We start from the raw sequence: 13,499 nt of genomic DNA, 5'->3' as shown, positions 1-13,499 counted from the left end.
GCCTTACAACTTCTCGGCTAGATCTTCAGCAAAGTAGGTCAGAATGAGGTCTGCGCCGGCCCGTTTGATACTTAACAGGGATTCGTATGCCGTCGCTTCGAGATCAAGCCACCCTTTGTCGGCGGCGGCATGGAGCATCGCATACTCCCCGGAGACGTTGTAGGCCGCTACCGGTTGGTCGAACTCCCGGCGCACATCGCTGACGATATCGAGGTAGGGAAGGGCAGGTTTGATCATCAGCACGTCCGCACCCTCCTTTACGTCCTGTTGGACCTCGCGGAGTGCTTCCCGACTGTTGGCGGGGTCCATCTGGTAATGTCGACGGTCGCCGAAGGCAGGCGCACCGTCTGCGGCATCGCGGAACGGCCCATAAAACGAGGACTCGTATTTGGCGGCGTAGCTCATGATCGGAATATGCTCGAATCCTGCCTCGTCGAGGGCCGTGCGGATCGCACCGACCATGCCGTCGGTCATGCTAGACGGTGCGACCATATCAGCTCCAGCCTCAGCTTGGGAGACTGCTGTCTGGGCCAGTAGGTCGAGCGTCTCGTCGTTTTTGACCGTCAGCGTTGGATCATCCTCCGCGTGGGGTTCGAGCACGCCACAGTGACCGTGGTCGGTGTACTCACAGAGACAGACGTCACCGATGATGTAGGCGTCGGTGTTGGCGCTGATTTCGCGAATCCCGCGCTGGACGACCCCATCCTCGGCGTAGGCTTGACTGCCGACCTCGTCTTTCGAGTCGGGAACCCCGAAGACGATGACGGCCTCGACGCCCGTCTCGCGGATCTCCTCGACGCGGTCGGCGGCCTCGTCGACCGGGACGCGTTCGTGACCCGGCATCGTCTCGATTGGCAGTCGCTCGTCGATGGTTGCGTCGACGAAGACCGGCGCGATGAGATCCTGTGCGTCGAGGGTCGTCTCACGGACCAGCGGCCGAACCCCGTCGGTTCGGAGCCGTCGCGGCCGGTCAGTGGGTTTGAATGGCATACCACGAGTTCAACACGCGGTATCTAAAGGCATATCGCTCTCAGAGAGCCAACAGCAGGTAGTTAGTCGGTTCGGGTGACGTCGAGCTGTTCTTCGAGCGAGGCAAGCTCTTCGGAGTCGCTGATGAGTTCGAGTCGCTCACGGAAATGTTCGGTGCAGAGCCCAACTTTGACACCACCCTTCTCGGCCGCAAATGTGGCCTCCTCGTCGCAGTAATGACAGCGCATAGTTGCTGTATGGGTTCCAGACGGTTTAACCGTTCGGCAACCGACGTTCACTGTCCGCAAGAAATTGTTTGTAAAATGAGTAACCAGACTGTTACAAGTTAGTTGGGAGACCGACTGTTCGGTCGAGTCGACGCCGAAACGCCTCGAAGGCTTCGCCATCGAGTCCTGCCCGGCCCAACTCCGTATCGTGGGCGTCACTCCCGCCAGTGATGAGGAGTTCCCGTTCCTCGCAGATCGGATCAAGCGAGAACGTCTCTTCCCAGTGGTCGTAGGGATAGTGGTATTCGACTGCATCGAGATCGGCAGTCAGTTCGAGAGCTGCCTCGGGGTCGGGGTAGCGAAACGGATGGGCGAGACTGACGAGACCACAAGAGTCCGACAGCAGGTCGACCCCGCGGTCGACCGGCGTGATCGAGCGGGCCACATAGCAGGGACCGTCCTCGCCGATCAGGTCGGCAAACGCACCGCTGACATCGTAGGGCGCGTCGCTGTCGGCGATTGCGCGAGCAATGTGTGGTCGACCGATTCCAGATCGCGGTTCGATATCGAGGTCGACGCCGAGATGGGATTCAACCCGGTCGATAATACGCTGGCCGCGGTCGCGGCGGTCGTCTTGGAGGCGTGTCAGTTCGGACGCCAACTCGGGTGTGGGATCGACGCCGTAGCCCAGCAGATCGACCGTCAGCGGCCCGGCGTCGACGCGGAGTTCGATCCCGCGTACGACGGTAATTCCATCGTGAATGGTGACGGGAGCCGACAGCTCCGGGTGGACGATGTCGTGGTCGGTCACCGCAACCCAGTCGACACCCGCTCGACGAGCGGCCGCCGGAAGCGTCTCGACGGTGAGCACGCCATCCGACGCCGTCGTATGAAGATGGAGATCCGCGACTGGAGCCGTCGTCGTCATGGAATCCGGTTGGAGACGGTCCCTCAAGATCGTATCGGGTCGAACCACCCACACATAATAACACCTAGTATACATAATGGACAATCATTAACTATACGGAGTGCGGACGGTGGTGTATGCGACTGAGTGAAACAGCCCACATGTTCGTCGACCACAGGTATCCAGCAACAACTACAGAACTAATCGCGGCCTACGGTGACAGCGAGATTCAGCTCCAGAACGGCACAGAAACTATCGGCGACATTCTTGGTCGACTGGGCGAGGAGACGTTCGACGATCCGGCGGCTGTCAGAGACGCACTGATGGGCGGTGTGAGCCACAAGGCAATCGGTCGACGCTTCTACAGCGACCGCGACCAGTATACGCCGGGAGAACACGGTCCAGACCCGGTTTCGTTTTAAGTAGTCGTCGACTACTTTTATAAGAAGCTAACCGCATCGTCCAGCGATAACGGGAGCTGTCCCTTTTTATACCCCTCGATGGAGCCATTGGGGCGAACCCGGAAGACGACCGCCGGGCGATGTCGCACGTCGGGCTGTTCGCTGGCGATCACTCGCCACTCGTCGTCGGGGAACGACGAGCAGTCGACGAAGAGGACGATGCCGCCCGCATGCGCATCGAGTTGGCCGTCAGTTTTGGTTTTAGCCGTCTCACGAACCGCCGTTAGCGGCGAGTCGGCTGCTCGCTTCCCCGGCGGTAGTGGGCGGGTAACTTCGACAAGTACAGCTTGCCCACCCTCCGAGTCGGGTGGATCGGCCCGATAGTCGATGGAGTGACCGGTCGTCACTTCGATTTCGGGAGTGATCTCGTAGCCAGCGTCTAAGAGGAGTTTCGCTGCGTTGAACTCACCCATCGCGGCGGCCATTCGCGTCAAGTCAAGATACGAGGAGGTGCCGAGCTTGCCGGACATCTCCGACTGATAGGGGTCGAGCGCGCCGGTGTGGAGCACCGATTCGTAGTAAGTGAGTGCCTCGTCGGCCGAGGCATCCGGAAACCCGGCTGCGTGGTCCTGAAAGAACTCGCGGGTCGTCTCTCGGCCGTCCTTCGAAAGAAAGACGGGCAGAAAGAACCACGAGAGATGCGGGTAGGGCTCAAGCCACGGCGACTCCATGTGGAGCTGTGCCAGCAGCTCACGTTCGGCCCACCGCCGAACCGGATACGGAACCTCGTCGAGCCCGTATTTCTCGGTTCGCCAGAGCGAACTCGGCGTTTCGGTGTTGCCGAGCCAGTAGCCACCGGGACCGCCGTCGGTGCCGGTCGGTCCCTCATCGCCCGAGGTCCAACAGAACAGTGCAATGTCGCCGTTGTCCATTTCGAATCGCCGGGCGTCGTAGCTCGGCGGCGACTGAAACCACGGCTCACGCATCTCAGCGCCGAGGTTCGAATCCAGTGGCTCCAGGATCGCCGACCGAACACGACTGACTGACCAGCGGTCAGGGGCGTATCTGAAGCGGAGCGGTCGTGCCACACTCACGGAGAGACGACGGTGGTAGTTACATATTCTGATTGTCACAGTCGACCGGGATCGATACGGGCGACATCATATCTGAACAATCGTTAAGTATAAATCGAAACCATTCCAAGGTATGGTATACCATGTCTATGGGTGCATACGATGACGCCGAACACGAGCGTCGCGAAGAGAAAGCCTCGACTGTCGACGCGGATTTCGACCAAGAGCGGTCGGAGTTCCGCGGCACGGTGACGTATGATTCCGGCGAGTCGGCCGACGAACTGCTCGATCAGTTCCAGAAACTCAACGACACATAGCCGTGAAGCTGCTTTTTGACGGGATAACAGAGTCGACAGCGGTGCTACTCGTTACCAGGACCGCGCTTTTCACGCAGGTTCTGTCGGGTGAACTGTGGTCGGGCCCGAAGCCCACGCGGCTCTTTGAACGACCGATAGAGGAAAAAGACCATTGGCGCGGTCAGCCCGAGAATCGCGACTGAGATCTGCCATTCGTTGGCAAATGCGTAGATGATCGAGGCCGACAGCAGGCCGACCGCGACGATAATCGAGTAGGAAATGCGTTTGGCGAGTTTGTCGAGGACGTGGTTTTCGTCGTCGATCTGGACGTTGACCGTGAGATCCTCGCGTTCGATAGTATCGAGTACGCGGTCGAGTTTCGGCGGCACCGTAAACAGCGCCTGTGCGGTCTGCTGGACCTGCTGGCCGCCCTCCTCGAACAGTCGTTTGGCGGTCTCCTCGCGGTAGCCTTCCTCGGTGAGGTAGTCGGTAGCGACCGAGATAAAGTCGAAATTCTGGTCGAGAGTGACACAGACGCCTTCGACGACCGTCGCCACCCGGAGCACGAGCGCGAGGTTTCGGGGGAGCCGGAGCGGGAACTCGTAGATCGTCGACTCCACCTGTTCGATGATCTGGTTGACCCGGTACTGTTCGATGTCGTCACCCCGGGCGTCGGCAATCGCGAGTTCCATCACCTCGCCCATCACCTGTCGGTCGGCGGTCGGGCTGAGCGTCCCCATATCGATCAGGGTATCGAGAATGGCGTCGATATCCTGGTTGGCGACGGCGATGTAGAAATCCACGATCTTGTCCTGAATGAAGGAGTCGACCGTGCTAGACATCCCGAAGTCGTAGAAGATGATCGAACCGTCCTCGGCGACCGCGAGATTGCCGGGATGGGGGTCGGCGTGGAAGACGCCATCCTGGACGATCATCTGGAGGTAGATGCGCTGGAGTTTGGTCGCAAGTTCGGTGCGGTCGAGCCCTATTTCGTCGAGGGTGTCAATGTCGGTGATCTTGACGCCCGGTAGGTACTCCATCGTCAGGACACGTGGGCCGGAAAGCTGGTTGACGGGTTCGGGAATCCGGATGTCCCGGCTCTCGTCGAAGTTCCCCCGGATCTGTTCGAGGATGTTCCGTTCGCGGCTGTAGTCCATCTCTTGGCGGATGGTTTTCGAGAACTCGTCGGCCAGATTATCGAGCGAGAAGGCCCGGCCCTCGCCGATGAACCGGACGAGGATGGGGACCGACCATTTGAGGACTCGGAGATCGGCCTCGACCAGCGACTCGATGTTCGGTCGACGCACCTTGACGGCGACCTGCTGGCCCTCGTAGGTTGCGAGATACACTTGGCCAAGACTCGCGCCGCTGATCGGCTCGGTGTCGAACTCGTCGAACACCTCCTCTATGGGACCGATCTCGTCTTCGAGGACTCGTTTGGTTTCCGGCCACGGGGCTGGCGGGACATCGTCCTGCAGGCTCGATAGGACGTCGATGTAGGCCTTCGGGAGAATGTCGGGCCGCGTCGACAGCAGCTGGCCGAGTTTGATGAACGTCGGGCCGAGTGTGAGCAGGGTATCCAAGAGGACGTCGGCCCGGTCGAGTTGCATGTCGGTGGTGACGCGTCTCGGACTGCCGAAAAGGATGTAGCGTCGACGGTCCCGCAGGTAGGCGACGAGCAGCGGCGAAAACCGATAGAAGACGACGACGAACCGCCAGTAGGCACGGAGAGAGACCAGAGGAATCACCTACTCCGCGGCATCGTCGATTGGAATGGGTTGGCCGTCCCCGTCAGTTGTCTTCGGCAGCGTGATTTCCAACACACCGCGGTCGATGACCGCGGTCGCCTCCTCGCCGTCGGCCTCCCGTGGGACCGGCAGTTCGGCGTCGAGAAACAGCGGTCGGTCCTCGCGGATGTACCGGAACTCCCCGGGAACGGCTTTTTCGCGTCTCGCTTCGATGGTCAGTCGGCTGCCGTCGGCGACGATCTCGGCGGTGTCGGCGGTGACGCCCGGCACGTCTAAGACGAGTCGGTAGGATTCATCGGATTCCAACAGATCCGCAAACACCGCGTCTGGGAGTTCTCGGAGCGCATCGCGCAGTGCTGACATACACTGGTGTATGAACGCAAGGTCGAAAAACCCCGCGGTCGGTGAGCGTCGTCGACGAGCAGATGGGCGGCCACACCGTGGCCCGAGAGCTGGCTCCCGGCTCGATACCGCGCGGGCTTATCAGGGTGGCACGACAACAAATAGCCATGACCACAGATCACAGACAAACATCCGGGTTCAAACATCGAACCCGGCTCGCTGCCGCAGTCGACACGTTGCTGTCGGCGGTCGAGCCACACGAGCGCACCGAGCGGCTCCCGTTAAATATGGCCGACGGTCGGGCGGTCGCTTCGACGATCACCGCGCCGAACCCCGTCCCGAACTACGACCGAGCCGCGATGGATGGCTTTGCCGTCCGGGCCGCAGACACCTTCGGCGCTGGTGATCGGTCGCCGAAGATCCTCGATACCGTGCCGCCCGAAGACGAGATCACGCCGGGAACTGCGATCCCCGTCAACACGGGGAGCGAACTCCCCGAGGGAGCGGATGCGGTCGTCATGATCGAGACCGTCGACGACAACGGCGAGACAATCGAGGTCCACGAGGCAGTTGCAGCGGGCGAAAACGTCGGCGATACGGGCGAAGACGTCGCTGAAGGACAGATGCTGTACGAGCCGGGGCACCGACTCCGGCCCTCGGATCTGGGGCTTTTGAAATCGGTTGGCCGCTGGAAACTCGACGTCTACCAGAAGCCGACCGTCGGCGTCGTTCCAACCGGCGAGGAGTTGGTCGAAACCGACCCAGATCCCGGCGAGATCATCGAAACCAACGGCCTCACCGTCGCCCAGTATGTCACCCGCTGGGGTGGCGACGCGACCTACCGCAACATCGTCACCGATGACGAGTCCGCGCTCCGGGCGGCGATTCAGCGGGACCTCACGAAGGATATTATCGTCACCACCGGCGGTTCGTCGGTCGGCGAACGGGATTTGATTCCCGAGGTCGTCGACGACCTTGGCGAGATACTGGTCCACGGTGTCGCGATCAAACCCGGCTACCCGGTCGCCATCGGTCTCGTCCAAGAGACGCCGGTGCTCATGCTACCGGGGTATCCAGTCTCCTGTCTGGTCACGGCGGTCCAACTGCTCCGACCGTTGCTCAAAACGATGGGTCACCTCCCAACCGAGCCGCTGCCCGCCCGCGAGGCAACTCTGACGCGAAAGATACCAAGCGAGCCCGGAACGCGAACGTTTGCTCGGGTTGAAACGGGCGTCGACAGTGAGAACGGTGAACTCACCGCCACGCCGACTCGTGCCGGTGGAGCCGGTGTCCTGTCGAGCGTGGCACTGGCCGACGGCTGGGTGGTCGTCTCCGAGGACCGCGAGGGGTACGCCGAGGGTGAGCGCGTCAACGTCGAAGATTGGGAGGCTCAGCCATGAGCCGCAAACAGTTTCGCACGCTGGCCGACCCCGACGAAGCACGGGAGACGATTGACTCGCTGGCGCTCGGCGGCGGCACCGAAGTCGTCGACCTCACCGAGGCCCACGGTCGCGTGCTGGCCGAGCGCGTCGACGCCGCTGTCGACGTGCCGGGATTCGACCGCGCCGCGATGGATGGTTACGCAGTCAAAGCGAGAGATACCTTCGGCGCAGACGAGTCCGATCCGGTCGAACTCGATCTCGCTGGAACAGTCCACGCGGGCGAAGAACCGAATGTGACAGTCGACTCGGGGTCCTGTGTCGAAATCTCGACGGGCGCGGTGATGCCGCCGGGAGCCGACGCGGTTGTGGTTGTCGAGCGAACCGACGAAACAACGAGACCGGATGGCGAGACACGAATTCGGATTCGGACGTCGGTGACGCCGGGTGACAGCGTGATGGTCGCAGGGGCGGATATCGCCGCCGGAGCGCGGGCCTTGGGTCCGGGACGGAAGATCACCCCCAGAGAGATCGGCCTGTTGTCGGCGTTGGGCGTCGACAGCGTGTCGGTCGTCGCCGAACCCACAGTGGGAATTATCTCGACGGGCGACGAACTCGTTCGGCCCGGAGAGGAATTGAATAGCAACCGTGGGGAGATCTACGATGTCAACAGCTACACCATCGCCGCAGGCGTCGAGGCCGCTGGGGGCGAGGCGGTCGTCTACCCGCACGCGGGCGACGATATCGAGGAACTAGAGCGACTCCTTCGGCAGGCTGCCGACGAGTGTGATTTGGTACTCTCCTCGGGGTCGACCTCCGCCAGCGCGGTCGACGTGATTTATGACGTGATCGAAGACCGGGGCGAACTGCTGCTGCACGGCGTCTCGGTCAAACCCGGCAAGCCGATGTTGGTCGGTCGACTCGACCAGAGCAACGGCGGGCAGTCGGCCTACATTGGGCTTCCGGGGTATCCGGTGTCGGCGCTGACCATCTTCCGGACGTTCGTCGCCCCGGCGCTCCGCGAAGCGACGGGACAGCCGGAGCCAGCAACCGCGACGATGGCGGGCGAGATGGCGGTCGAAGCCCGCTCCGAAGAGGGACGGTTGCGACTCCTATCAGTCGGCGTGCTCGAAGACGGGAGCGGGAGTCGGTTGGTGTATCCGGTTGATAAAGGATCAGGGGCGACGACCAGCCTCGTCGAGGCCGACGGCGTGGTTGCGATTGACCCCGACACCGATTATCTGAGTGCTGGCGAGTCGGTGACTGTCCAGCTGTTTTCGCCGGACGTCGAGCCGCCCGCACTGCTCGGCATCGGTGAGGACGATCCGGCACTCAACGAACTGCTGGACCACCTCGGGCCTGTCCGGTATCTCTCGCCCGGAAGCCGTGAGGGACTACGCAGGCTCCGCGATGGCCTGCCGGATCTCGCGGTCGTCGCTGGCCCGGTCGACCGAGATGTCGAAGCGGTGTCGGTCGGCGGCTGGCACCGCGAGTGGGGGCTGCTCGTTCCCGAGGGGAACCCGGACAATATCGAAGAACTGGAGGATCTGGTCGACCGCGACCTTCGGTTCGTCAACCGAGACACCAACTCCGGGCTCAGAACCAGTCTCTCGAACGCACTCGCGGAGGTGGCCGAGGAGCGCGACATCTCACGCCACAGTCTCGTTGAGGCCATCGATGGTTTCGAGGCCTCGGTCAAGGCCGTCGAGAGCCCGGCCCGGCGAGTTATCGAGGGGCGTGCGGCTGTCGGTCTCGGCCTCCGGACGACCGCCGACAAACTCGATCTCGGCTTTGTCTCGCTTGGCGACCAGTCGGTCGACGTGCTCGTCAATCCGGAGCGTACCGAAAAGGAAGCGGTCGACCGACTCCGGAGCGAACTCGACGACCTCCCGGATCACTGTTCGTCGCTTTCGGGCTACCGATTCGCTGGCGAGTAGCAGGTCGACCTCGTTACGTATCGGACTCGCTGTCGACGCTTTCGTCATCATCTGGAGCTGTCACCGGCAACTCTTCGAGTTGGGCGGCGACAGCGGCGGCATCCGCCGCGACGGTGTCGTAGTCGACGCCGGCTTCGGCGGCGACTGCACGGATATGGGTGGCTAACAGCGAGAGTGCTTGGAGCTCTTCTTCGGTGTCGGTGTCAGTTCGGCGGGAGGCGACGGTGTCGACCGTCTGGTCGTCGTGGATGACGCCGACGTGAACGGCAGTGAGATCCTCCGCATCGAGCAGGGCACGGGCACGGGCGAGTTCCGTCTCGAAGCCAGTTGATTCGGCCATACGGCTACTCGGATGAGAACGCGGAAAAATTCGGGGGTCGACCGCTCGGAGATCGTGGGCGGGAGACGACTACTCGGTCGGGCGTGGTCGGGAGATGTAGAGTGCAGTAACGATGGAGAATGGGTCGTACACCGACTGGTGGCACGCACAGTACACCTTGTCTGCGGCGTTGTATCTGGGCGCGTCAGCGGCGGTCTTGAACGTTGGCACACAGCAGAAGTGGGTACACTTGTTGAGCCACGCGATGACACCCTGATCGGTGCTGGCGGCCAGCCACTCGTTGTCTTGGGCGGCCTCTTCGATAGTTTCGGATCGCAGGATTGTCACCGGCATGGGGTTTTCCGAATCGCCGGATCGCCAGATAGCCGAGCCAGCCTTCCCGACACCGGGGCTCCCGATACCGGCATCCGACTGCCACTCGGTGTAGTCGTCGAACTCGGAGATGTTGAACCGGTCGCCCTCGGATTTGTCTGACTGCCACTCGTAGCCAGCCGCGGGGTCGGTGATGAAGTAGTTATCCGACTCGTAGCTCGGATCGAGTGCGTTGTTCGATTCGAGCCCACAGTACTGGAACCACTCTTGGGAGTACGTTACCCCGCCGATATCCTCTCTGGCGATTTCGACTTCGACACCTTCGACGGTTTCGGTGGTGATCTCGGGCCAGACGCCTTTGATGAATCCCTCGTCGTCTATCTCGATGGGAATCTGGGGCATCCCACGCGGGGCGGGACCGCCCGTGTTTTCGATTACCATCGCTTCGACCGGTCCACCACCCGCACCGGACGAACTCGTTAGTGTGTTCATCGACACTGCGCCGGTGGCTCCCACACCAGCGAGTGCCGCCCCACCGACAACACCCTTGACGAACCGTCGACGACCGGACTCCGCGGGATACTTGTCCTCGTCTGCGCTCATGGTCAGTTTTGGAAGGGACCGCTCAAAAGCATGACGAAGTGGACGGTTCGCACACCAAAAAAGTAACCAGACCGCACAGAACGGGGGCTGCTCGGGAGCTCCCTCACTCTATCGTCTCAGATCTCGTTGAGTTTCCGCAGCAGCTGGCCGCGGTACTCCTTGTCTGCGTTGATTCCCTTCAGCTCCAACACGTTGCGTTCGAGTTTGTCGAGCGCGACGTGGAAGGCGTGGTTCGCGCCGTAGCCTTCACCCGAGCCAGCCAACTGGCCGTGGCTGGTTCGGAGCCGAATCTGGGCCTGAATCAGCGGCGTGCCGCGGAGTTTCTCCTTGTGTTCGTGGAACCGAACGTGGGCGTGCATCACGTTCATCTCCTGGTATTTGTCGACGACCTGTGTGATCGAGTCGACGATCTCCTCTCGCTTGATCGTATCAAGGAGTTCGACATTGGTGATCTGAACGTCCATCGTCTCCTCTTCAGTGAACGTCAACGCCCGGAGCACGTCGGTTTTGGTGACGACACCGGCGACCGCCTGCTGGCCCTCGCCAGCCGTCACGACGAGTCCGGAGATTTCGTTGTCGAACATCCGCTGGACGGCGACCTCGACGCTCTCGTCGGGCGTCGCGGTCACGACCGGACTGCTCATCAGGTTCTCGACGGGGAGATCCAGCATGCGGTCGCGGTCGCCGCTTCGGTCGCCTTTGTGCTGGCGCTCGTGGTCCCGAACCACGAAGTCGACGATGTCGTGAGTCGTGATCACGCCGTCGAGCGAGCCACGGTCGTCGACCACGGGAAGCCGCGAGATACCGTGTTCCCGAAGCCGATTGATGGCTTGGCCGACCGTCGATTTCGCGGCGATGTTGATGACGTCCTCGCTGTAGATCTGTTCGACGATCAGTGCATCGAGGTTCTCGAGGACCGCAGTGAGAATCGCGTCGCCCGTGATGATGCCAGCAAGGGAGTCACCGCGGAACACCGGCGCGATCTGGACATCGCCCTCGACCAGCAGTCGGGCAACCTCACGGATGTCCTCGTGGTGGTCGACCCGGGGAGCCGACGTCATCAACACGCTCGCTTTGGTGTCGTCCTGGATACGGGATTTGACGAGTTCGGACTCTCCGATCACCCCCTCGTAGGCGCCGTCGTCGGTGACGATCACCCCACGGGGGTTCTGCTCGTCGAACTTCGCCCGCACCTTGGCGAGTCGCTCGTCGACATCCACCTCGACGAACTCCGTCATAACAATATCAGTTATATCCATAGTCCAATCAGTATATACATCGCCGGGGGTATTGAACCTTGTTGCACAATAGCATGGTTTGCCGGGAAATATCATGTGATCGGCGTCAGTCAGTGAGACCGTCGCGGTAGCTGGTCGCTCTACGGAGACTGTACGGGCTGCTGGCAGTACGCCAAACGATGAAGACGGTTGGGGTCGAACAGGGGCCCATGTACGACCGTCTCCTCTTGGCTGTCGACGGGAGCGAAGAAGCCAGACACGCCGCAAGACGTGGTCTCGAACTCGCCCAGCGGTTCGCTGCTGACGTCGACGTGCTTCACGTCGTCCCACAGAAGACACTGCGTCTCGCAGTCTCAGGCGACGAAAAGACGCAGCTCCGAGAACGAGGTCAGACAGCACTCACCGCAGTCGAAAACGACGCCTCGGATCGTGAGTTTGGACAACAACTCACGACCTCCCTCAGAGAGGGAACGCCCGCCGTCGAGATCAGCGAGCATGCAGCCGAGCAGGACGCAGATCTCATTGTCCTCGGTCGACAGGGTGTGACAGGCCTGAAAACGAAACTCCTCGGCGGCGTCACCGAACAGGTACTCCACCGCGCTGGGAGTCCCGTCTTTGTCGTCCCAAACGAGGAGCAGCCGACCCCGACTGCACAGTCATACTCCAAGCTTCTCGTTCCGACCGATGGGAGCGACAACGCCGAGGCGGCCACACTCCACAGCATCGCGGTCGCAGCGAGCTATGGGTCGACCGTCCACGTGCTAAACGTGGTCGACCTCCAGGATGCAGGCGGCATGTTCAGTGCGGGCGGTCTCGATATGCAGTTCGTCGACCGACTCGAAGCGAGTGGACAGACAGCCGTCGACAGGGTTGCAGACGAGATCACCGCAGCCGACGTTGCGCTTGATGTTGAGACAGCTGTCGAACGAACGGCGTCGTTCAACGGGGTTGTTGCAGGGGTTCGTGAGTACGTATCGGATACCGATATCGACCTCATCGTGATGGGGTCTCATGGGCGGTCAAATCTCAAACGCCAACTGCTCGGGAGTGTCGCTGCGAGCGTCCTGCGGAGCGTCGACGTGCCCGTGCTCGTCGTCAACCGCCAGCAACAGTAGCAATACGCGTCCCTCATCGAAACCTACTGGGAACACGTCGAAACGGCCGACGCAACGCTAGTTGCCGAGGTCGACCCGCCTCGAATCGCTGCAGCACAGACACAAGCGATTTGAGGCTCACCGGCAGACGATACGTATGGCGAACGTAGGGTGCTGGACACACGCGCTGTCTCCGAGAATCGGGAACCACAAAAGCCTGCACAGAACGTCTGGAGGCAGCGAATGATCGATCCGCTGTCGCTCACAGTCGGGGTCGTCATCGGTGCTATTGTCGGTATCGGTGGGAGTATCTGGTTTGTGAAGCGGAAACTCCAGAAAATGCAAGACAATATGTTCGGTGGGATGGGCGGCATGATGCAGGACCCACCAACACAACAGGATCAGCCCGACATGGAAGCCGTCATGGGAGATATGATGGATATGATGGAGAACCAAGAGGCAGATGAGGGTGGGCTTGACGCCGATGATCTCGAAGTTGATGACGAGGACGTCGACTGGAAGACGTGAGTAACGAATCTCTGAGTGGTATGTAGATGATGCTTCGTTTTCTCTCGGTTTTTATTATCCTACGTAACTAATTGGCATAGCTACACAAATATCAATAAAATAACT

General features: G+C 61.2%; 15 protein-coding genes. 6 read left to right on the top strand and 9 right to left on the bottom strand.

All coding sequences use genetic code 11. The features are described from left to right. Nucleotides 1-3: 3 nt before the first annotated feature. From hemB to HALTADL_RS03560, 3 genes are all read right to left on the bottom strand, one after another. Nucleotides 4-990 (bottom strand): porphobilinogen synthase, encoded by a 987-nt coding sequence (gene hemB / locus HALTADL_RS03565; RefSeq protein ID WP_089672841.1) that lies wholly within the window; start codon nt 988-990, stop codon nt 4-6. A 62-nt stretch (nt 991-1,052) separates the two neighbouring features. Continuing rightward, nucleotides 1,053-1,217 (bottom strand): DUF6757 family protein, encoded by a 165-nt coding sequence (locus HALTADL_RS17595; protein WP_177171928.1) that lies wholly within the window; start codon nt 1,215-1,217, stop codon nt 1,053-1,055. 91 nt (nt 1,218-1,308) lie between these two features. Then, on the bottom strand, nt 1,309-2,124 hold the full coding sequence (locus HALTADL_RS03560; protein WP_089672842.1) for a PHP domain-containing protein: 816 nt from the start codon (nt 2,122-2,124) through the stop codon (nt 1,309-1,311). A gap of 116 nt (nt 2,125-2,240) precedes the next feature. Between HALTADL_RS03560 and HALTADL_RS03555 the strand changes: the two genes are divergently transcribed. Next, nucleotides 2,241-2,525: a DUF5789 family protein gene (locus HALTADL_RS03555; protein ID WP_089672843.1), complete on the top strand. Its 285-nt coding sequence runs from the start codon at nt 2,241-2,243 to the stop codon at nt 2,523-2,525. A 17-nt stretch (nt 2,526-2,542) separates the two neighbouring features. Here HALTADL_RS03555 and HALTADL_RS03550 read toward each other — a convergent pair whose 3' ends face one another. After that, on the bottom strand, nt 2,543-3,592 hold the full coding sequence (locus HALTADL_RS03550; protein ID WP_089672844.1) for a DUF5784 family protein: 1,050 nt from the start codon (nt 3,590-3,592) through the stop codon (nt 2,543-2,545). A 128-nt stretch (nt 3,593-3,720) separates the two neighbouring features. Here HALTADL_RS03550 and HALTADL_RS17590 point away from each other — a divergent pair, with 128 nt between their 5' ends. Further along, nucleotides 3,721-3,894, top strand: a complete 174-nt coding sequence (locus HALTADL_RS17590; RefSeq protein ID WP_394327359.1) for a DUF5786 family protein — start codon at nt 3,721-3,723, stop codon at nt 3,892-3,894. Nucleotides 3,895-3,938: 44 nt separating this feature from the next. Here the strand turns inward: HALTADL_RS17590 and HALTADL_RS03545 are convergent, their stop codons facing one another. Next, on the bottom strand, nt 3,939-5,621 hold the full coding sequence (locus HALTADL_RS03545) for an ABC1 kinase family protein (protein ID WP_089672845.1): 1,683 nt from the start codon (nt 5,619-5,621) through the stop codon (nt 3,939-3,941). Continuing rightward, the gene (locus HALTADL_RS03540; protein ID WP_089672846.1) at nt 5,622-5,984 is read right to left on the bottom strand and encodes an Hsp20/alpha crystallin family protein; all 363 of its coding nucleotides are present in this window, start codon (nt 5,982-5,984) and stop codon (nt 5,622-5,624) included. A gap of 146 nt (nt 5,985-6,130) precedes the next feature. Between HALTADL_RS03540 and HALTADL_RS03535 the strand changes: the two genes are divergently transcribed. Both HALTADL_RS03535 and HALTADL_RS03530 read left to right on the top strand, forming a co-directional pair. Then, a complete protein-coding gene (locus tag HALTADL_RS03535; protein ID WP_089672847.1) occupies nt 6,131-7,363 on the top strand; it encodes a molybdopterin molybdotransferase MoeA in 1,233 nt (410 codons plus the stop codon). After that, on the top strand, nt 7,360-9,279 hold the full coding sequence (locus tag HALTADL_RS03530; RefSeq protein ID WP_089672848.1) for a molybdopterin biosynthesis protein: 1,920 nt from the start codon (nt 7,360-7,362) through the stop codon (nt 9,277-9,279). Before HALTADL_RS03535 ends, HALTADL_RS03530 begins: the two co-directional genes overlap by 4 nt. A 13-nt stretch (nt 9,280-9,292) precedes the next feature. Here HALTADL_RS03530 and HALTADL_RS03525 read toward each other — a convergent pair whose 3' ends face one another. The 3 genes from HALTADL_RS03525 to HALTADL_RS03515 form a co-directional block, all read right to left on the bottom strand. Next, complete coding sequence (locus HALTADL_RS03525) at nt 9,293-9,619, bottom strand: hypothetical protein (RefSeq protein WP_089672849.1); 327 nt, start codon at nt 9,617-9,619, stop codon at nt 9,293-9,295. A gap of 69 nt (nt 9,620-9,688) precedes the next feature. Further along, the gene (locus tag HALTADL_RS03520) at nt 9,689-10,534 is read right to left on the bottom strand and encodes a cytochrome B (RefSeq protein ID WP_089672850.1); all 846 of its coding nucleotides are present in this window, start codon (nt 10,532-10,534) and stop codon (nt 9,689-9,691) included. A gap of 116 nt (nt 10,535-10,650) precedes the next feature. Continuing rightward, on the bottom strand, nt 10,651-11,793 hold the full coding sequence (locus HALTADL_RS03515) for a CBS domain-containing protein (RefSeq protein WP_089672851.1): 1,143 nt from the start codon (nt 11,791-11,793) through the stop codon (nt 10,651-10,653). 188 nt (nt 11,794-11,981) lie between these two features. On the opposite strand from HALTADL_RS03515, the gene HALTADL_RS03510 reads away from it, so the two are divergent. Both HALTADL_RS03510 and HALTADL_RS03505 read left to right on the top strand, forming a co-directional pair. Continuing rightward, on the top strand, nt 11,982-12,887 hold the full coding sequence (locus HALTADL_RS03510; protein WP_089672886.1) for a universal stress protein: 906 nt from the start codon (nt 11,982-11,984) through the stop codon (nt 12,885-12,887). 222 nt (nt 12,888-13,109) lie between these two features. Further along, nucleotides 13,110-13,394 (top strand): hypothetical protein, encoded by a 285-nt coding sequence (locus HALTADL_RS03505; RefSeq protein WP_089672852.1) that lies wholly within the window; start codon nt 13,110-13,112, stop codon nt 13,392-13,394. The last annotated feature ends 105 nt before the right edge of the window (nt 13,395-13,499 follow it).

The organism is Halohasta litchfieldiae, from assembly GCF_002788215.1.
GTDB classification, from domain to species: Archaea; Halobacteriota; Halobacteria; order Halobacteriales; family Haloferacaceae; genus Halohasta; species Halohasta litchfieldiae.
This window is presented reverse-complemented; position numbering and strand designations above follow the sequence as displayed.